The sequence below is a fragment of the Streptomyces sp. NPDC017056 genome, assembly GCF_044332485.1.
GTDB lineage: Bacteria > Actinomycetota > Actinomycetes > Streptomycetales > Streptomycetaceae > Streptomyces.
This window is the reverse complement of sequence record NZ_JBIRPD010000026.1, coordinates 19,453-38,651: the sequence shown is the minus strand read 5'-3', so window position 1 is coordinate 38,651 and position 19,199 is coordinate 19,453. Positions and strand designations below refer to the sequence as shown.

Here is a 19,199-nt window from a genome sequence, read left to right as displayed (position 1 = left end):
GGACCTCAGCTCTCGTGGTGGCGCAGGGCCTCGGCGAGGCTCGGCGCCTCCCGGTCCCGCTTGGACATCAAGGTGACCGGAAGCGGCCAGGGAACGGCGAGTTCCGGATCGTCGAAGGCGATCGCCATGTCCTCGGCCGGATCGTGCGGGCGGTCGATGCGGTACGAGGTGTCGGCGGTCTCGGTCAGCGCCTGGAAGCCGTGGGCGCAGCCCGCCGGGACGTAGAGGGTCGTCTGCGTCTCGCCGGACAGCTCGAAGGTGGCCATGTTGCGGTACGTCGGCGAGTCGGGCCGCAGGTCCACGACGACATCGAAGATCCTCCCGTACGAGCACCGCACCAGCTTGGCCTCGCCGGCTCCGGAACGCAGGTGCAGGCCGCGCAGCACCCCCCGGACCGAGCGGGACACGCTGTCCTGGACGAAGGTGCCCGGGTCCAGGCCCACCGAGCGGACCACGTCGGCGTCGAAGGTGCGGCAGAAGAAGCCGCGCTCGTCGGCGTACGGGGTCGGCTCGAACAGGTACGCGCCGGCGATCGTGGGGACTTCGGTCGCTTTCATCGGGTCTCCTGCGAGGCGGTCTGCGGGAACAGTGTGGTGGTCAAGTCGGCGAACTGCCGGGCGAGTTGCCGGGTAGCGGTCGCGTTGTGCCCGGTGAGGGCCCGGCGTGTCTCCGCCGCGTGTTTCTCCAAGGACCGGAACTGTTCGAGGAGGCGGTCGGTGTCGACGTCGCGGGCCGGGTGACAGTAGGCGCCGAGGCCCATCCGTGCCATGAGCGCGTCGCTCTTCGCCGCATAGCTGAGGGCGAGCGTCGGCGTACCGGCCTTCAAGGCGCAGACCAGGTTGTGGTAGCGGGTCGCCACCACGGTGTCGGCGGCCGCCATCTCCTCCATCAGGTCGGCAAGGGAGACCGCTTCGCAGGCGGTGACCAGCGGCGAGTCCACCGCGTCGAGGATCGCCCGGACCACCGGCGCGTCGCACGCGTCGCCCGTGAGCAGCCGGACGGACCTGCCGTCCTCGGCCAGCGCGCGGACGAACCGGGTCGTCCCGTCGAGGTAGCGCCGGTGGATCTCCTCGGCCCGGGCGCGGTCGTCGTTGCCGCCGTGGAAGTCCATGACGCCGACACAGACCGTGCCCGAGGGAACGGCGGCCGAAGGCGCCGGCAGGGCGAACGCGAGGTCCGGGTAGACCTCGTCGCGCGCGGTGTCCACGCCCATCGCCCGCACCGCGTCGCGGGAGAGGGTGTCCCGGTACGACCGGTACGCGGCGAGCCGTGCCGACCAGCGCACCAGGGCCCGGGTCGGCCGGTTGCCGATCGCGGCGGCGCCGACGCCGACCAGCGCGACCCGGGTGCCGAACAGCCGGCCGCTCGCGCAGAGCAGGAACAGCGAGTACGGGAAGCCCCACGGCCGCAGGGGCAGCGTGGCCTCCAGGACGCCCATGCCCGGCACGATCACCACGTCGTGCCGGCGCACCCAGGCAGCGGTGCGGAAGGCGTCGACGAGCTTGCCCAGGCCCTTCGCCGCGATCGCACCCGCGCGCGAGGCGGTCCGGTACTCCCCGCGGTACCAGTGCAGCCGCGTCGCGGGAATCCGGTACCGCGCCGCGACGGCCTCGGGCCCGCCGCACAGCGCGTCCACGACCGCGTCCGGGTGCTCGGCCCGGAGATAGCCGAGCACGGCTTCGAGCGACCCGTCGTTGCCGAGGTTGCCGGAGCCGAGCAGGCCGAACACCCCCACCCGTGCCGCGGCTTTCATGTCCGCCGCCCCGCACGGCCCGCGACGAGGGCGTCGACGGAGACGGCGAGCCGGGCCGGGTCGACCGGGGCGCGGTCCTCGACCCGCTCGCCGGCGCCCGGCCGGGCCCTGCTGGTCATCCATGCGGCCAGGTGGCGGTAGCACGCGCGCCGGTCGGCCGAGGACAGCGGCGCCCGCCGGATCGCCGCGACAAAGCCCCAGACGTACTCGGCGAGCAGCCGGGGCGTCGGGTGCAGCGGCCCGGCCCGGCGCGGGTCCAGGTTGACGCAGCGGGAGCGTTTGTCTGGGTTCGCCCGCTCGGCGCGGGTGGGGTGGTCGCGGCGGAAGTACAGCAGCTCCGGCACTTGGTGGAAGGGCCCGTGCAGGCTGATCTCGGCGACGAAGGTGCGGTCCGCGTGGTGGTAGCTGTCGTGCGGCTTCACCCGGCGCAGCACGTCGGCCCGCATCACCCCGTAGAAGTCGTCACCCCCGGGCTCGAACAGCAGGCTGCGGAAGCGCTCCGGCGCGTGCGGCGAGTCGGTGGCGAGCGTGTACTCGTACGGGACCTTCACCTTGCCGTCCTCGTCGATGACCGCCTGGTCGGCGTGGGCGAGGATCACGTCCGGCCGCTCGTCCAGCGCCGCCACGCAGCGCAGCAGCAGGTCCCGGGCGTACAGGTCGTCGTGCGAGGCCCACTTGAAGAGCTCGCCGCGGCACTGGGTGAACACGTAGTTGTGGTTCGGCGCGGCGCCGACGTTCCGGGGCAGCCGGAGGTAGCGGATGCGCGAGTCCTTCGCGGCGTACCGGCGGCAGATGTCCCGGGTCCCGTCGGTCGAGGCGTTGTCGGAGACGACCAGCTCGAAATCCTCGTACGTCTGGCCGAGCAGGGCGTCGAGCGACTCGGCGAGGTACTCCTCGCCGTTGTACACGGGCAGGCCGATGCTCAACCGGGGGTGGGCGGTCATGGCGTCCTCACTTCGGGGATGGGGTTCCGGTGGCGCTCGCGCAGGGCGGACCGCAGTTGCAGCCACCACACGGCCGAGCCGCACACGGTCGCGGCGGCGACGCCCCAGGCCGAGCCGAGCGTGCCGCCCACGGCCGCACCGCCGAGCCCGCCGCCGACGTAGCAGGCGGAGGCGAACAGCTGGCAGCGCAGGCTGCGCCGGGCGGCCGCGAGTGCGCGCAGCCCGGCCGCCGCGCCGGTGCCGAGGCCGGCGCCCGCGACGCCGAGCGCGGCCGGCACGACGAGCTGGGAGGCGGAGTGCCAGACGTCGCCGAGCACCAGCTCGCCGAGCCGGTCCGGCATCAGCAGCAGAGCTACGCCCCAGAGCAGCGCGGCGGCTGCCTGTCCGCCGCCGAGCAGGAGGCAGAATCTGCCGAGCCGTTCCGGTGCCTGCCGCAGCACCCGGGCCGCCTCCGCGACGGTGACCAGCGAAAGCCCCATCAGTACGGCGAGGAACGGGCCGAGCAGGAGTTCGGCGCCCCGGACCGCACCCACCGCGCCGACCCCGACGATCACGCCGAGCCCGTACGCCCGCAGCTGGCTCGCGCCGCTCAGGCTGACGTTCTCGACGAGGTACCGGTAGCCGAGGTCGCGGTGCTCGCGAAGCCACGCGCGCGCTCCGGCCGGCTGGGGCCTGACGCCGGACTGGAGGCAGCCGTACACCGCGGCCACCGCGGCGGCCGCGCCCCAGGCGAGCACGAAGGCGGCCACGCTGCCCACGCCGGCCGCCACGACCATGGCCGGGACGAGCGCGACGCCCCACACGAGGTCGTTGACGAACGCCTTCCGCCCGGTACCGGCGGCGAAGAACGCGTACCGCCAGGCGTCCTGGAGCAGCAGTCCCGGCAGTACGACGCCGAGGCAGACGAACGCGGGCCCCACGCGGCCGCCGAGACCGAGGCCGACCACCAGACACGCCGCGCCGATGACGGCACCGACGCCGAGCGCCGTCCCCGAGGACCGGGCCGCGCCCACGCGCCAGGACGCGTCCGGCACGCCGCTGAAGCGCACCACGAGCGGATCGGTGGCCAGCCCGCGGGCGACGTTGAGCACCACGCCGTAGGTCAGCCAGGCCAGGCTGAACACGCCGAACGCGGTCACGCCCAGCGAGCGTGCCACGTAGATGCCCACCGCGAAGTTGGTCATGCTGGAGGCCGCCTGGTCGGCCAGTCCCCAGGACAGCCGGCCGACGACGGCCCGCTTGGCGGCCCGCTTCTCCCGCGTGGCGGTCATGGGCGTCATGCCTTGATCAGCCCGGCGCCGTGCAGGGCGTCGGCCGCGACGGCGACGGTGTCGAACGGCAGCCCGGAGCGCTCGGCCACGTCCAGCAGACCGTGCTCGCCGTCGGAGAGGCTGAGCACCCAGAGCATGGCCAGCTGGGCCTGTTTCGCGTCGCTGCGCCCGCCGAGCGAGTCGTACAACCCCCGCCGTCCCAGCTGCGGTTCGCCGTAGGGGTTGAGGTTGACGTACCGGCGGTTGCGGTCGAGGACGGCGAATGCCTCGCGGCAGACGGCAAGGGTGTCCGCCATCGCCTCCGGGGAGACGAAGTCCGGGTTGTCCGCCGAGGTGTGGTACTCGGGGTAGTCGGCGTACGGGGTCCGGCTGAGCGAGCCCACGCCGAGGTCGAAGCCGGGGGAGCAGTACTGCCGCTCGTCGTAACCGTACGGGGTGAACTCGGTGACGCGGTGCGGGCGTTCGGACGCGGCGAGCACGTGCCGCAGCACCCGGTCGATCTCCGCGTCACCGCGCCTGCTCTGCTTGTACGTCAGCTGTCCCGAGTCCCCGGCGCAGGCCAGCACGAGCCCGTGCTTGACCAGCTCGATCCGCTCCGCGTTGCGCGCCAGCCAGGTGATCGCCCCGATGGTGCCGGGCGCGTAGACGAACCGGTAGGTGTAGTACGGCGTCGTCTCCGCCAGCGCGCGGGCCAGGAACGTCGCCACCGCGATGCCGGCCAGGTTGTCGTTGGCCAGCGACGGGTGGCAGACATGGCAGGAGACGATCACCTCCTCGGGGACCTGCCCGGGGACCACGTGCTCGGCGTAGGTGAGGTGGCCGTCCGTGAGGCTGGAGTCGATGCGTACTTCGTATGCGCCGTCCGGCAGTGCGTCCAAGGTCTCCTGGGCCAGGCAGAACCCCCATTCCGGCTTGTAGTAGCTGGTGCGGTACGGCACCCACGCCGGGTGCTCCGGCAGGGTGTGCAGGTGTCCGCGGAGCTCGGCCAGCGGCATGGTCCGCGACACCGGCACGCTGTAGCCGAGCACGTGCAGGCTGGACGCGGCGAAGTCGACGACCCGGTTGCCCGCGGTGTCGGCGATGTACGCGTCCCGGATGTTCCACTCCTGCGGCACCGTCCAGTCGAGCACCTGCGTCCCGGTCGGTACCTCGTGCACCTGTAGCGGGACGTACTCCCCGACGATCTCCAAGGTGGCGCGCACACCGTCGCCCGTGATGCTCCGGCACAGCGGGTACAGCCGCTCCACCAGGGCATGCATCGCCTCACCTGCCGCGGTCACCGGCGCCACCGCAGGGTGCCGTCGACGGCGCCGGCGTCGGACGCCGCGCGCAGCACGGCGAGGCGGGTGAAGCGCTGCTCGAAGTCCTCCCGGGTCAGCCCGTGTTTCCGGTAGGCGTCGGCGAGTTCGAGCGCGCCCTGCTTGACCGTCCACTCGCAGCCGAAGCCGGGGACCGCGGCACGGAAGCGGGAGAAGTCCACCCGGTAGGACCGCGGATCGGCCCCGGTCTCGCCGGTGATGACCACCTCGGCGCCGGACACCGCCTCGGCGACCTGTTCGGCGATCTCGGCGACCGTGACGTTGTTGACCTCGCTGCCGATGTTGAACGCCCGGTCGTGCACGGCCTCCCGGGGCGCGGTCAGCGCGGCCGTGAAGGCCCGCGCGATGTCGGCGGCGTGCACCAGCGGGCGCCAGGGGGTGCCGTCGGAGAGCACCAGCACCTGGCCGGACAGCAGCGCGTGGCCCACCAGGTTGTTCAGCACGATGTCGGCGCGCAGCCGGGGGGAGTGGCCGAAGGCGGTGGCGTTGCGCATGAACACCGGGGTGAAGTCGCCGTCGGCGAGCGCGTGCAGGTCGTCCTCCACCCGCACCTTGGACTCCGCGTACGGGGTCACCGGGCGCAGCGGGGCGTCCTCGGTCACCAGGTCGCCGCTGCCGGCGGCACCGTAGACCGAGCAGGTCGACGCGTACAGGAAGCGCCGCACCCCGGCGTCGCGGGCCAGCCGGGCCAGCCGCACGGACGCATGGTGGTTGATGTCGTAGGTGAGTTCCGGTGCCAGCGATCCCAGCGGGTCGTTGGAGAGCGCGGCCAGGTGGATCACGGCGTCCACCCCGGCCACGTGTTCCGCTGTGACGTCGCGCAGGTCCACCCGGTGCCTAAGGGCACCGCCCACAGGCGCGTCAGCGCCGACTGGGGGAGGGTCGGTGGGCGGCGGGCCGAGGACGCAGTCGGCGAACAGGCCGGAGTCGAGGCCGACGACCTCGTGTCCGGCGGCCGCGAGAACCGGGGCCATCACCGTGCCCAGGTAACCCTGGTGCCCGGTCAGCAACACGCGCAAATTTCAGTCCCCCAGGTCGAGAGTGAGTTTGGTGACGGCGAACGCCTCGGCGTAGCGCGCGTGGCATTCGATGCCGCGGATCCGCGCCAGTCCGAGGAAGGCTTCCCGGTCGTACCAGGGCCGGTGCCGCTGCGACGGGTAGTGCTCCTGTAGCAGCCGCACCTTCTGTTCGGCGACCTCCGGCGACAGCGGCTGGTACGCCGCCGGACGGCCGAGGTCGCCGTCCCACTTGACGATCTCGTAGCCGAGCACGAGGTGGTCGCGGAACGCGGTGGTCATCAGCTTCGCCAGGCCGCGGTGATCCTGGTGCGCGTCATCGGTACGCGGGGCGAGGACCAGGTCGGGGCCGGTCCGCTCGCGCAGTTCCTCGACCGCGGCCTTGGCTTCGTCCCAGTGCGCGGGCATCCGGCCGTCCGGCAGCTTGAGCACGGTCAGGCGCAGGTCGGCACCGGGGCAGAAGGCGGTGAGCGCGGCCAGTTCCTCCTGCTCGCGCTCGCTGCCGCCGCCGGAGAGCACCAGCGTGTCGACGCGGAGCCCCGGCCGCGCGGCGGACATCGTCAGCAGCGTGCCGCCGGCGCCGATGGCGATGTCGTCGCAGTGCGCGCCCACCGCGACGACCCGGCCCAGGCGGCAGGGCCCGAGCCGGATCACGCCCGCACTCCGGCGGCGTCCCGCTCCCACACGGCCCACGGGCGGTCGCCCCGGGCGTACGCGGCGTCGAGCGCGGCCCGCTCCTTCACGGTGTCGGTCGGCTTCCAGAAACCGCGGTGCTGGTGCGCCACCAGCCGGCCGCGCTTGGCCAGCTGGGCGCAGCCGTCGGCGACCAGGTCCCCGTTCTCCGGAATGTGGTCGAAGACCTCCTGGCGGAGCACGAAGTAGCCGCCGTTCTCCCACAGCGGCAGTTCGCTCACCGCGGTGATGCCTCCCACGAGGCCGTCCTCGCCCAGTTCCACGCAGTGGAACGAGGACTGCGGCGGCACCACCATCATCGACGCGCCGGCGTCCCGCCGGGCGAACCGGCCGATCATCTCCGGCAGCGGGGCGTCGGTGAGCACGTCGGCGTAGTTGGCGAGGAACATCTCGTCGCCGTCCAGGTGGTGCCGCACCTGGCGCAGCCGTTCCCCGATCGGTGACGCGATGCCGGTCTGCACGAACGTGATGTTCCAGTCCGCGATATCGGTGGACAGCAGCTCGACCCGCCCGTTGCTCAGCACGAAGTCGTTGGACGCCGTCTCCTCGTAGGTGAGGAAGAAGTTCTTGATGTGATGGGCCCCGTATCCGAGGCACAGGATGAACTCCGTGTGCCCGAAGTACGCGTAGTAGCGCATGACGTGCCAGATCAGCGGCCGCGGGCCGACCATCGCCATCGGCTTGGGCATGTCGTCGGACGTTCCCTCGCGCATGCGCAGCCCGTAACCGCCGCAGAACAGTACGACCTTCATGCTGCGACCTCTTTCACGACGTGACCTCGACAATGTTCAGTTCCGGGATGGGGAAGACAAGGCGGCCGCCCCAGGCGTGCACGTAGGACAGCTGCTCGACCAGCTCGGTCCGCAGGTTCCAGGGGAGGACGAGCACGTAGTCCGGCCGGTCGGTCCTGATCTGCTCGGGCGGCAGGATCGGGATGCGGGTGCCCGGGGTGAACCTGCCGTGCTTGTAGGGGTTGCGGTCGACGGTGTACGGGAGCAGGTCGGGCCGGATGCCGCAGTGGTTGAGCAGGGTGTTGCCCTTGCCCGGGGCGCCGTAGCCGACGACCGTCTCGCCGCGCTCGGCCGCTTCGACGAGGAACCGCAGCAGGTCCCGGCGCACCTTGGCCACGCGGGCGGAGAACTCGGTGTACCCGGACAGCTCCTGCAGCCCGGCGGCCTTCTCCCGTTCCAGTACGTCGGCCACCCGGCGGGACGGCTCGCCGGCCACCTCGGCAGGCCGGGCCCACAGCCGGATGGAGCCGCCGTGCGTGGGCAGCAACTCGACGTCCACGAGCGTGAGTCCGCCGCTCGCCAGCGCCCGGGCCGCGGAGGCGGCCGTGTAGTACTGGAAGTGCTCGTGGTAGATCGTGTCGTACTGGTTCTGCTCGATCAGCGTCAGCAGGTGCTGCACCTCGATGGAGACCCAGCCGTCGTCGGCGACCAGGGCGCGCAGGCCCTCGGTGAACCCGACCACGTCGGGGATGTGCGCGTAGACGTTGTTGGCCACGACCAGGTTCGCCGGGCCGTGCTCGGCGCGGACCGCCGCGCCGGTCGCCGGGTCCAGGAACGCGGTGAGCGTGGGCACACCCGCGTCCCGCGCCGCGGCGCCGACGTTCACCGACGGTTCGATGCCCAGGCAGCGGATCCCCCGGTCCACCACGTGCTTCAGCAGGTAACCGTCGTTGCTCGCGACTTCGACCACGAAGGCGTCGGAGCTTTCGGAGCTTTCGGAGCCGAGACCCAGCCGCTGTACGGCAGCGGTGACGAAGCTGCGCGCGTGCTGCACCCAGGAGGTCGAGTAGGAGGAGAAGTACGCGTACTGCGTGAACGTTTCCTCCGGGGTGATCAGCGGAGGGAGCTGCGCGAGCCAGCACTCGGTGCAGACCCGCAGGTGCAGCGGGTACGTCGGCTCCGGCCGGTCCAGTTGGTCCGCGGCGAGCACACTCTCGCACGGCGGAGTCGCTCCGAGATCGACGACGCTGGCCAGCGCCGCCGAGCCGCAGAGTCGGCATCGTGTCATCTACTGCCCCCCATTGATTCCGTCCGCTCCGCGATCGCGCAGCGGTACCCCTCCACCAGGCGCTCAAGGCCGACGGCCGGGCTGAAACCCTGCTCGTAACGGCGCCGGGCCGCCCGGCCCATCTCCCGGTTGCGGGCCGGCCCGGCCGCGATCCGGCGCAGGCAGGACGCGAGCGAGGCGGAGTCGCCCGGCCGGTGCAGCAGCCCGCTCACCCCGTCCTCGACGAGTTCGACGAAGGCACCGTGACCGGCGGCGACGGCCGGCACCCCCGCCGCCATCGCCTCCACGACCACCAGGCCGAACGCCTCCAGCCACGTCGAGGGAGCCACCACGGCGACCGACCGCGCGACGGCCTGCCGGCACTGCTCCGCGTCGTACAGGCCGACGTACCGCACGTCGTCCCGGCCCGCCGCCCAGGCCCGCACCTCCTGCTCCAGCGGCCCCGCACCGGCGACCACGAGCGGCACCCCCACACCGCCGCCGGCGGCGATCTCGTCCCACGCGGCCATCAGCAGCCGCACGCCCTTGGCCTCCGCGAGCCGGCCGAGATAGAGCACCTGCTCGCCGTCGCCCGACCGGCGGACGCCCGGCTCAGGAACGAAGTTGTGCTTCACCGCCAGCCGCTCGGCCGGCAAGCCGGCCCGCACCAGGACGTCGCGCTGCGCCGCGGAGATGCAGAAGAACCGCGCCACACCCGACCTCCACCGCCGCCGGTTGACCGACAGGCCGACCGCGAGCGGCACCGTCGCCAGCCGGGAGTTCCGGTAGCAGCCGTGCCGCACGGCGGGCAGCGGCGCGGACCCGACGCACTCGGTGCACGGCCGGCCGTCCCGTTGCAGCGTGCCGGGCGGGCAGACCTGGGAGTAGTTGTGCAGCGTGGCGACGGCGGGGACGCCGGCGTCGGCGCAGGCGGCCAGCACCGCGGGCGACAGGAGCGGGAAGACGTTGTGGACGTGCACCACGTCGGGGCGTGCGGTGCGGAGCCGGGCGGCGAGCTCCGCGCGGACCGCCGGGTTCCACGGCACCAGCAGCGGCACCGCGGCCTTGCCCGGCAACGACCGGGCGGCGATGTCGTCGCTGCGCCGCTCGAACACCTCGACCCGGTGGCCGGCCGCGCGCAGCAGCCCCACCTCCTGGTCGACGACCTTGTTCTCGCCGCTCGGCTGCGCCGAGGAGTAGCGGTTGTGCACTACGAGGACGTGCATGTGCGAGGTCACCTCCGATCCCGGGCCCAGCGCGGGACGTGTCGTCGGGGAACTGCGGGCGTCGCGAGGGGCGCGGCTTCGGCAGGTGCCGCCAGCAGCGAGGCGGCCACGGCCAGGTGCAGCAGGTACGGCGAGGCGTCGCCCAGCCCGGCTTCGGTGTACGACGCGATGGCGCAGTAGCTGATCAGAAAGAGCGCACAGGCCCTCGGCAGTGACGGTGGCCGCAGCAACGCGACACCGCCCAGCACGAGGATGAGCGCCGCCACCAGGGCGATGCCGGTCAGGCCCTGCTCGTGGTAGACGGCCAGCCAGCTGTTGTCGATCGGCAGCCCGCCGAACGACTTGTCGCCCAGGCCCACGCCGAACAACGTCTCCACGGCCGACCGGGGCGCTGCCAGCAGGGCGTCCCAGACCGTGGCCCGGCCGGTGAGGCTGGTGAGGTACTCCTGACTCTGGCCGCGCAGGAACCACGCCCGCAGCGCGGAGGCGAACCCCACCGCCGCCACCGCGCCGCACAGTACCGCCCAGGTGACGAACCGGCGCGCGGCGGCGCTGGTCAGCAGCAGCGAGCCGACCGCCAACGCCAGTCCGATGAGCAGGCCGAGGGTGGCCGTACGGGTATGGGTCAGCGCGAGCAGGACGAGTGACGGCACGATGACCACCGCCGCGCCCGCCTTGTCGGTGCGGCGGCCCAGTAGGAGCAGCACGGTGAGCCCGACGATCACTGCGGCGTACTGTCCGATCTGCGGCGGGGTGAGCGGCCACAGCGCTCCGACCAGCCGCCCGCCGTACAGATCGGGCAGGGCCGCGCCCGGCGAGACGACCAGGCCGGCGGCGACCGAACCGAGCACCGCGAAGTACATCCGGATGTGGTGCCGTACGAACGTCGTACCGCCGTCCCACCAGCGGCTGAGCAGCCACAGCGTGCCGATGAAGAGAGCCAGCCGGGCGCAGCGGAACAGCGCGCCGAGCCCGGACTCCAACTGCAGGCTGGAGATCACGCTCGGCACCAGGAGCAGGGTGAGCAGGAGCAGGAAGGCGCTGGCCCGGATGCGCAGCCGGAGGTTGAGCGCGAGCGCCAGCGTGAACGCGGCGACCAGCGCGCCCATGGTGACCACTTGGATGAGGGAGCGGGGCAGCGGGATGACGGTCTTCGCCCCGGCCGAGCCGAGCGTGTTGAGGATCAGCAGCCCCCAGACGACCCCCACGCTCTTCGGTGTGCCGGTCGGGCGTGCTTCGGCGGCGGACGGCCGGATTCCCGCCACGTCCGCTTCGCCCGGCAGTCCGGCGCGCCGCAGGTCCCCGCCCATCTCAATCACCGGCCCGTGGGTCGAGGGTGCTGCCCGCGTCCTGCTGGTAGGGCGGGTTCTGCCACTGGCCGAAGTCGAGCACCCGGCTGGGGTCGTGGGCGACGAAGGTCCAGGGGCCGAGGTAGACGTTGTCGTGCCAGCGGTTGAGCTGCTTGTGGGTGATCGCCTCGGCCACCCGCTCACCCTGGTACGGCGACCAGTCCGGGTAGGTGCCGTAGTTGGCGAGCACCGCCATCCGGTCGCACTTGACCGTGCACTCCACGACGGACTTGTCCAGCACGAAGCGGTTGCCGTGGATGTCCACCCGCTGGGTCTTCCACCGGCAGTCGGCGTAGAGCGGGGCTTCGGCGATCGCGGGCCGCGCGCAGCGGTCGGCGCGCCGTACCAGCAGCGTGCAGTCACCGGAGGAGGTGTTGGCCGGGCTGTTGCAGAACCGGTCGGCGTTTTCCCACAGGGTGATTCCGGACCAGTTGTTCTCCAGCACGTTCCGGTAGATCTCGATCTTGTCCGTGCGGGCCTTGACCCGTGGTTCGCCGCCGGACTCGGACAGGTAGACGGTCGCGAACGGGAAGCTGTCGCCGCGGTCGGCGTACCTGCGGCCCTCGACCCAGTTGTTCCGCCGGACCGTGTTGTTGCGGATGACCGCGTTGTAGCTGGTCTCGTAGATCAGCGCGGCTCCGTCGTTGGCCTCCAGCACGTTGTTCTCGATGCGGAAGTCGTTGTTGTTGGTGTCCGCCCACAAGCCGGTTCCGCGGTTGTCGTGCACCCAATTGCCGCGTATGTCGGCGCCGTTGACGGCCCAGAACTTCACCCCGCCGGTGCAGCCGCAGCCCTCGCGCCGCCGCTCCCAGCCGCCGGTGTTGTTGCCCGCGATCTCGTTGCCCTCGACCACCAGACCGTTGATGGGCCCGCTGTTCTTGTACGCGTTCATGCCGTACTGCCCGTTGTCGCGCAGACAGCTGGCGCGGACCCGCTGGCGGGCGCCGGCCATCAGCCCGGCGCCGGAGTTGTGCCGGATCGTCGCGTGCTCGATCACCCACCCGTCGGCCGAGTCGTGGTTGACCACGCCCTCGTCGTGCGGCGCGACGAAACCCTGCACGGTCAGGTGGCGGATGGTGACGTCGGGGGCGCTGCCGCTGAACGCGTACTGGTTCTTCTTCCGGCCGTCGAGCACCGCGCCCGGCGCGCCGAGGTAGCGGTTCCCCTTCTTGGGGACGACCTGGGCGTAGCGGTCCGGATCGAGCCGGTGCTCACCCGGCCGGAGCCAGAACGTGGTGCCCGGAGGGCTGCTCTTGGTCTTCGCGGCCAGGTCGCCGACGACCGCGGGGTCGACCGTCACCGCGCCCGCCGGCGCCTTCGCCGGCCCGGCCGCGGGCTTGGCGCACACCTTGGCCACGGGAGACCGGGCCCCGGACGTGGAGGGCGCGGCGGTCGGCTGCGACCCGGCGCCCGGCGTGCCGACGCAGCCGGACGCCAGCAGTGCCAGTGCCGCCACCGGCAACGCCCGATTCCGCCACTTGATCCCCACGCGTCCCCCCTAGCCGCGGAACCTGAGTACGGTGGCGAACCCCTGCCCGCCGTCGCTGAATCCGGTGCCGACCAGCGTCGTGGTGGGTTCCTTGCGCCCGAAGCCGGGGGAGTACCAGCCCAGCATGGGGTGCCCCCCGCCCGAAGAGCTGGGGGAGGGGCCGGTCTCCCCGCGATGGGCCCGCCAGGTCAGCTGCCCGGGCAGGTCGAGCACCGCGGACCGGTCCTCGCCGTCCCGGGTCCAGGTGAGCGCTGCCCGGTTGCCCACCAGCTCCGCGCTGATCGCCGGGCCGAGGTGGAACGCCAGCCGCACGGCTCGGCGCGGGCCGCGCACCTCGTCAACCACACGCAACTCCCGGCTCGCGGCGACCAGTTCGACGCGGCGACGGTGTACGGAGGGCCGGTAGCCGTCGTGCTCGGCGCACCAGCGGGCCACCTCCCCGCCGGACGCGTCCGCGGCCAGGACGCGGCTGCGGGCATGCCGGGTCCACAGGAACGGGCCGCCGGAGACGGACTGGTCGGCGCCGTCCAGTTGCAGGGTGTTGTGGCCGAGGGTCGACCGGAAGTACTGCCGCCACTCCGGCTGCCCGTGGTAGCAGTACGTCCCCGGGTCGGCGAGCACATCGACCCCGTCGTGCCGGACCTCCACGGACAGCGCGTCCGCGTGGGCGTGCGCGGCGATGGACAGGAAGCCGTGCGGGCCGCCGTCGCAGCGGCACCAGATCTCCCCGGGACCGCGCAGGACGGTCATGCCCGCGTCGGCGAAGTGGGCCGGCCGGCTCGCCGGGCGGGACACGGCAGGGCCGGTTCCGTCCTTCGCGTACGGCCGGACGAGCGCGGCCAGCAGCGGGGTACGCACATCGGTGCCGGTCACCTCGGGCCACCAGGGGAGCCGGCCGAACACGGCGTCCCCGGTGGCCAGCAGCGAGCCCCAGCGGTCGGTGCCCGCGCCGTCCAGCACCAGACCGTGGCCGTCGTCCGCGTCCCCCTGCCGCGGCGGCCGCAACCGGCAGTCGACGATGGCCGCGAGCGCGTCGGTCATCCGCAGCAGCACAAGGCGGACGGACGCGGGGACCGGCACACCGGCGGCATCCGCCTCGGCCACCGCGGCCAGGCCGAGTTCCAGCACCAGCCCGTGATACTCGGTGGCCAGCTCGCGGTTGAGACCGGAGCCGAAGGTGTTGCCGCGCAGGTGCCGCTCCAGCGACCGCAGCGCGCCGGCCTGCCAGCGCGCCGAAGAGGGGTACCACCCGAACGCGCAGGCCGCCGCGAACTGCCCGGCGGTCTCGGCGATGGCGTGGTTGTTCGCCGAGGACCCCCGGCTGGGGAAGGCGGCCAGCCAGCGCTGGTGATGCCAGATCTGGTTCAGCGCCACCGGGTTGCCCTCGAAAAGACCGGCAGCGCCCGGCCAGCCGTCGAGCAGCCGGCGGATCCACACCCAGGACAGCAGCCGGATGCCCAGCTCTATGCCGCTGATCCAGTGCACGCCCCGAAGCGGCGGGTTGGCCTTCCACCACGACCGCAGGAGCGCGGCCACCCGCTCGGCGTTCCGCTCGTTGCCGGTGATCGCGTAGGCGGCGGCGAGCACGGTGAGGTACTGGTGCCGGGACGGCTCCCAGATCTGCTTGATGTCGCCGACCGCGTCCTCGTTCCGGTACGGCACGTCGAAGGCGTAGCCCCACGGGGCCCGGCGCCCGGTCTTCGGGTCGCACCACCAGTCCGGGTCGGTCAGGTCGTCGCGGACCACCCCGAAGTACTCGGCGTGCCCGTACATCAACCGGTCCGCCTCCGCTACGAGACGTTTCGCGGCGTCCGGTGGCACCGCGGCGATCGTCCCGGCGGGCAGTACCGCGGTGAACCGGGCGCCGGTCACCCTCGGGCAGTCGGGGCGCGCCGACCGCCACCGCCGTCTGCGCACCGCGTCGCCCACCCGGCCGCCGACCTCCCGCGGTCCCATCCGGGAGAGGCGGCGCAGGTACCAGCCCGCGTTCATGGTCATGGCGTCCTCGCCAAGGTCACCGGCGTACCGCCGGCCAGGCCGGCCTGCACGGCGAGGGTGGCCGCCGTGGTGGCGGCCAGCGAATCCAGCGGCACCGGCATCGGCCCACCGGTCCGCACCGCCTTGACGAACGCGGCCAGCTCGGCGGACTGGCCCTTGTCCCGGGCCTTGGGCAACCGCGAACTGACCCACCGCTTGCGGCCGGCGGTGCTCTCGAAAAACACCGAGGCGCGGACGAAGTCGTCGAGCCGCAGCGCACGGCCGTCCGCGACCAGGTCCAGCGTCTCCTTGGGGAAGCCGGCCGGGCCGGTGGTGACGTAGCTGATCGTGGCGGTGGACCCGTCCGGGTAGCGCAGCACGACCTGAATGTCCTGGTTGCCGGACGTGCCGACCGCATACACCGATACCGGGTCGGCCCCGATCAGCCAGCTCGCCGTGTCGACGAAGTGCCCGCCCTCGCCGGCGAACCGCGAGCCCTCGGTGCCCTGCCGGAGGTACCAGCTGCCGTGCTCCAGCCGGCCCGCGTTGACCAGGTAGCGCAGGTGCGCCGGACCGCTCCGGGCGCCGAACCGCTGCCGGGCCTCCCGCAGCAGCGGCGCGAACCGGCGGTTGAAGCCCACCTGGAGCCGGTCGTTGCCGGACTCCTCCACCGCCGCGAGCACCCCGGCCAACTCGTCCTCGGTGAGGGCCAGGGGCTTCTCCACGAACACCGCCTTGCCGGCCAGCAGTGCCTTCCGGGTCAGTTCGGCGTGCGAGCTGTGCCGGGTGACCACGAACACCGCGTCGACCGACGCGTCGCCGAGCACGGCGTCGAGATCGGTGGTCGCCTCGGCGAAGCCGAACTTCCGCTGCGCGTTGGCCGCGGACAGCGCCGTCGTGGTGACGACTACGGACAACGTGACGCCGTCGCGCTGTGCCAGGTGCGGCAGCAGCATCGACGTCGCGTAATTTCCCGCGCCGACGAACGCCAGCCGCACCGGCGACTTGACGGGCCGGGCCGGAGCGGGCGCCCGCGTGTTCACCGCGGGCACGGCCACCGCCGGAACCTCCGTTTCCGCCTTGTGTTCGGGATACCGGAACAGCACGGCCACGGCTTTCAGGCCGCCGTCTTTCAGGCGCTGGTACGTCTCGACGGCGTCCTCGAAGTCGGCCGTGAGGGAGACCAGGGGCTCCACGTCCACGCGGCCGCGGGCGAGGAGGTCGAGGAAGCACGCCAGATTGCGGCGCTCGGTCCAGCGCACGTAGCCGATCGGGTAATCGCGGCCGCCGAGCTCGTACTCCGGGTCGTAGCGCCCGGGGCCGTACGAGCGGGAGAACCGTACGTCGAGTTCCTTCTCGTAGTACGCGTTCCACGGCAGGTCCAGGCGGCACTTGCCGATGTCGACGACCCGGCCGCGGTCCCGGCTCAACCGGGCGGCCAGCTCGACGGGCTGGTTGCTGCCGCCGCCCGCGGCCAGGTACACCTGATCCACGCCGTGACCGCCGGTCAGCCCGGCGACGGCGGACTCCACAGCCGCTGACGCGGGATCGCCGCAGGCCGCGGCTCCCAGGCGTTCGGCCAGCCGGCAGCGCACCGGGTCGGGGTCGGCCCCGACGACGCGGACTCCCGAGGCGGCCAGCAGCTGTACCACCAGCTGCCCGATCAGCCCGAGGCCGATGACCAGCGCCGTGTCGCCGAGCTGTGGCTCGCCGCGCCGGACGCCCTGCAACGCGATCGACCCGACGGTGCCGAAGGCCGCGTGCCGCGGCGCGAGGCCGTCCGGCACCCGGGCGTAGAGGTTCTTCGGCACCCAGTTCAACTCGGCGTGCAGCGCGTGCTCGTTGCCGGCGCAGGCCACCAGGTCGCCGACCGCCACGTCGTCGGTCCCGGTGCCGACCTGCTCGACCACTCCGCACAGCGAGTAGCCCAGCGGCGTGTAGGAGTCCAGCTTGCCCATCACCTTGCGGTAGGTGGCGGGCACCCCATTGGTGGCCACGCTCTGCATGACCTTGGCCACCTGGTCGGGGCGGGAGCGGGCCTTGCCCACCATCGACATGCCGGCCTCGGACACCTTCATGAGTTCGGTCCCGGTGGATATCAGCGAGTAGGCGCTGCGGACCAGCACGCCACCCGGCTTGCACTCCGGAACCGGCACGTCGAGCACCGTCAGCTCGCCGCTCTTGTAGTTCTGCACGACCTGTTTCACCCGAGCTCCTCTTGTCTCCACGCCGTCAAGCCGCCCGGCTCCGGCCGGAGCCGGAGGTCGCGCCGCGATACCAGTACTCCAGGGTCAGCACGTGCCACAGGTGCTTGGAGAAGTCCCGCTGCCCGGCGGCGTCCTCGGCGACCATGCGCGCCAGCGCGTCGCGGCGCAGGAGCCCGGAACCGACGAGCACGCCGTCGTGCACCACCTCGCGCACCAGCGGTGCCAGGTCCCGGCTCATCCAGGCCCGCAGCGGTGCGCTGAACAGGCCCTTGGGCCGGTACACGATCTCCCGGGGCAGGACCGAGGCGGCCGCTTCTTTGAGGACGGCCTTGCCCTGCCGACCGACGATCTTGCGATCACCGGGTACCGCGAACGCCGCCTTGACCACCTCGACGTCCACGTACGGCACCCGCACCTCGGTGGAGGCGGCCATGCTGGAGCGGTCCGTGTACGCGAGGTTCAGGCCCGGCAGGAACATCCGGGCGTCGCCCAGGCACATGCGGTTGACGAAGTCGTCCAGGTCGTTGTCCTGGTAGACGTCCGCGTGCTCGGTCAGTACGTCCTGGACCGCCCCGGCCAGGTCCGGATCGACCAGGGCGAGCAGCTCGTCCTGGTCGTACATGGTGTAGCTGCGCCGGAACGCGGTCTCCTCCGGCAGCCCGGCGAAGGACAGGAACCGCTTGGCGAAGCGCACCGACCGGAACCCCCGGCGGGACGTGGCGACCGGCAGCCGGTCCACGGTCGCGGACAGGCCGCTGCGCACGGGCCGCGGGATGCGCTGGTAGCGCAGCGCGAGCAGGTTGGCCAGGTGCTTGCGGTACCCGGCGAACAGCTCGTCGGCACCCATGCCCGAGAGCATCACCTTGACCCCGGCCTCCCGGGCGGCCGAGCAGATCAGGAACGTGTTGATCGCGGCGGGGTCGCCGATCGGCTCGTCCAGGTGGTACGTCATCCGCGGCAGCAGGTCCAGCACGTTCGGGGCGATCTCGATCTCGTGCAGATCGACGCCGAACCGCTCGGCCACCTGCCGGGCGTAGCGCAGGTCGTCCGGCATCGCCTCGAATCTGGCGTCCTCGGCGCGGAACCCGATCGTGTAAGCGGAGATCCCGGGCCGGTCGCGGGCCGCCAGCGCGGTCAGGTAGCTGGAGTCGAGGCCGCCGGAGAGGAAGGTCGCCACGGGCACGTCGGAGAGCAGGTGGCGCCGGGTCGAATCCTCGACGACGGCGGCGACGTCCGGCTGCCCGCCACTGCGGGCCCGCTCCCGGGACTCGGCGGCGACGTCCCTGAGATTCCAGTACCGGCCGCTCTCGACCAGGCCGTCGGGCCGGCACCGCAGCCAGCTGCCCGGCGGCAGCTTCTCCGCTTCGCGGAACGCGCAGCGCGAGTCCGGCACCCAGTAGTACAGCAGCGAGGCCACCAGCGCCGCATGGTCCACTTGCAGCGTTCCGCCGGTCACCGCGGCGAGCGCCTTGAGCTCGGAGGCGAACAGCAGGCCCGCACCGCGCCGGAGCAGGAACAGCGGCTTGATGCCGAGCTGGTCGCGGGCGAGCACCAGCTCCCCGGTCCGCTCGTCGAAGACCGCGAACGCGAACATGCCGCGCAACCGGGGCAGGCAGTCGGTGCCCCAGCGCCGCCACGCCTCCAACAGCACCTCGGTGTCGGAGGTACCGCGGAAGCGCACCCCGGCCGCTGCCAGCTCGGCGCGCAGTTGGGGCGCGTTGTACAGCTCGCCGTTGTACGTGAGGGCGAGGCCGCCCGAGACCATCGGCTGGGCGCCGGTCCCGGACAGGTCGATGACGGCCAGCCGGCGGTGCCCGAGGTGCACTTCGCCGTCACCGGCGGGGTGACTGTAGCGGCCGGTCCCGTCGGGGCCGCGGTGGGCGAGGACACCGGTGAGCCGGTCGGTCACGGCCTTCCCGTCCGGCCAGCGGTACGTACCTGCGATGCCACACATGTC

General features: G+C 72.6%; 15 protein-coding genes. All 15 read right to left on the bottom strand.

The window, feature by feature from the left end; genetic code table 11:
• Positions 1-5 precede the first annotated feature (5 nt).
• From rfbC to asnB, 15 genes are read right to left on the bottom strand one after another with little or no spacing between them, the layout of a single operon-like run.
• Positions 6-557, bottom strand: coding sequence for a dTDP-4-dehydrorhamnose 3,5-epimerase (rfbC, locus tag ACH4OW_RS34365; RefSeq protein WP_398031987.1), 552 nt, complete (start codon positions 555-557; stop codon positions 6-8).
• Positions 554-1,753 carry a polysaccharide pyruvyl transferase family protein gene (locus ACH4OW_RS34360; RefSeq protein WP_398031984.1) on the bottom strand — a complete coding sequence of 400 codons (1,200 nt, stop codon included), beginning with the start codon at positions 1,751-1,753 and terminating at the stop codon, positions 554-556. The genes rfbC and ACH4OW_RS34360 overlap by 4 nt, the downstream gene beginning before the upstream one ends.
• Positions 1,750-2,697 carry a glycosyltransferase family 2 protein gene (locus tag ACH4OW_RS34355; protein WP_360134239.1) on the bottom strand — a complete coding sequence of 316 codons (948 nt, stop codon included), beginning with the start codon at positions 2,695-2,697 and terminating at the stop codon, positions 1,750-1,752. The genes ACH4OW_RS34360 and ACH4OW_RS34355 overlap by 4 nt, the downstream gene beginning before the upstream one ends.
• On the bottom strand, positions 2,694-3,977 hold the full coding sequence (locus tag ACH4OW_RS34350; RefSeq protein ID WP_398031982.1) for a hypothetical protein: 1,284 nt from the start codon (positions 3,975-3,977) through the stop codon (positions 2,694-2,696). Before ACH4OW_RS34350 ends, ACH4OW_RS34355 begins: the two co-directional genes overlap by 4 nt.
• Entirely contained in the window at positions 3,974-5,257 is a 1,284-nt protein-coding gene (locus ACH4OW_RS34345) for a DUF4910 domain-containing protein (protein WP_398031980.1), read from the bottom strand. Before ACH4OW_RS34345 ends, ACH4OW_RS34350 begins: the two co-directional genes overlap by 4 nt.
• A complete protein-coding gene (locus tag ACH4OW_RS34340; protein ID WP_398031977.1) occupies positions 5,245-6,306 on the bottom strand; it encodes an NAD-dependent epimerase/dehydratase family protein in 1,062 nt (353 codons plus the stop codon). The genes ACH4OW_RS34345 and ACH4OW_RS34340 overlap by 13 nt, the downstream gene beginning before the upstream one ends.
• A gap of 3 nt (positions 6,307-6,309) precedes the next feature.
• A complete protein-coding gene (locus ACH4OW_RS34335; protein WP_398031974.1) occupies positions 6,310-6,957 on the bottom strand; it encodes a PIG-L deacetylase family protein in 648 nt (215 codons plus the stop codon).
• Positions 6,954-7,748, bottom strand: coding sequence for a sugar phosphate nucleotidyltransferase (locus tag ACH4OW_RS34330; RefSeq protein ID WP_398031971.1), 795 nt, complete (start codon positions 7,746-7,748; stop codon positions 6,954-6,956). Before ACH4OW_RS34330 ends, ACH4OW_RS34335 begins: the two co-directional genes overlap by 4 nt.
• 13 nt (positions 7,749-7,761) lie before the next feature.
• The gene (locus ACH4OW_RS34325) at positions 7,762-9,015 is read right to left on the bottom strand and encodes a class I SAM-dependent methyltransferase (protein WP_360134221.1); all 1,254 of its coding nucleotides are present in this window, start codon (positions 9,013-9,015) and stop codon (positions 7,762-7,764) included.
• A complete protein-coding gene (locus tag ACH4OW_RS34320) occupies positions 9,012-10,220 on the bottom strand; it encodes a glycosyltransferase (protein ID WP_398031968.1) in 1,209 nt (402 codons plus the stop codon). Before ACH4OW_RS34320 ends, ACH4OW_RS34325 begins: the two co-directional genes overlap by 4 nt.
• Before the next feature lie 8 nt (positions 10,221-10,228).
• Positions 10,229-11,530, bottom strand: coding sequence for an O-antigen ligase domain-containing protein (locus ACH4OW_RS34315; RefSeq protein WP_398032134.1), 1,302 nt, complete (start codon positions 11,528-11,530; stop codon positions 10,229-10,231).
• 1 nt (position 11,531) lies between these two features.
• A complete protein-coding gene (locus ACH4OW_RS34310; RefSeq protein WP_398031965.1) occupies positions 11,532-13,058 on the bottom strand; it encodes a right-handed parallel beta-helix repeat-containing protein in 1,527 nt (508 codons plus the stop codon).
• A 9-nt stretch (positions 13,059-13,067) separates the two neighbouring features.
• Positions 13,068-15,056, bottom strand: a complete 1,989-nt coding sequence (locus ACH4OW_RS34305) for an alginate lyase family protein (protein WP_398031963.1) — start codon at positions 15,054-15,056, stop codon at positions 13,068-13,070.
• Entirely contained in the window at positions 15,053-17,242 is a 2,190-nt protein-coding gene (locus ACH4OW_RS34300; protein WP_398031960.1) for a bi-domain-containing oxidoreductase, read from the bottom strand. The genes ACH4OW_RS34305 and ACH4OW_RS34300 overlap by 4 nt, the downstream gene beginning before the upstream one ends.
• A gap of 25 nt (positions 17,243-17,267) precedes the next feature.
• Positions 17,268-19,196 carry an asparagine synthase (glutamine-hydrolyzing) gene (gene asnB, locus ACH4OW_RS34295; RefSeq protein WP_398031958.1) on the bottom strand — a complete coding sequence of 643 codons (1,929 nt, stop codon included), beginning with the start codon at positions 19,194-19,196 and terminating at the stop codon, positions 17,268-17,270.
• Positions 19,197-19,199: the final 3 nt, after the last annotated feature.

Bases quoted from the DNA above. Each gene is read 5' to 3' on its own strand.
- ACH4OW_RS34355 (WP_360134239.1), bottom strand. From the start codon at position 2,697: ATGACCGCCCACCCCCGGTTGAGCATCGGCCTGCCCGTGTACAACGGC.
- asnB (WP_398031958.1), bottom strand. From the start codon at position 19,196: ATGTGTGGCATCGCAGGTACGTACCGCTGGCCGGACGGGAAGGCCGTG.
- ACH4OW_RS34305 (WP_398031963.1), bottom strand. From the start codon at position 15,056: ATGACCATGAACGCGGGCTGGTACCTGCGCCGCCTCTCCCGGATGGGA.
- ACH4OW_RS34350 (WP_398031982.1), bottom strand. From the start codon at position 3,977: ATGACGCCCATGACCGCCACGCGGGAGAAGCGGGCCGCCAAGCGGGCC.
- ACH4OW_RS34330 (WP_398031971.1), bottom strand. From the start codon at position 7,748: ATGAAGGTCGTACTGTTCTGCGGCGGTTACGGGCTGCGCATGCGCGAG.
- ACH4OW_RS34320 (WP_398031968.1), bottom strand. From the start codon at position 10,220: ATGCACGTCCTCGTAGTGCACAACCGCTACTCCTCGGCGCAGCCGAGC.
- rfbC (WP_398031987.1), bottom strand. From the start codon at position 557: ATGAAAGCGACCGAAGTCCCCACGATCGCCGGCGCGTACCTGTTCGAG.
- ACH4OW_RS34325 (WP_360134221.1), bottom strand. From the start codon at position 9,015: ATGACACGATGCCGACTCTGCGGCTCGGCGGCGCTGGCCAGCGTCGTC.
- ACH4OW_RS34315 (WP_398032134.1), bottom strand. From the start codon at position 11,530: ATGGGCGGGGACCTGCGGCGCGCCGGACTGCCGGGCGAAGCGGACGTG.
- ACH4OW_RS34360 (WP_398031984.1), bottom strand. From the start codon at position 1,753: ATGAAAGCCGCGGCACGGGTGGGGGTGTTCGGCCTGCTCGGCTCCGGC.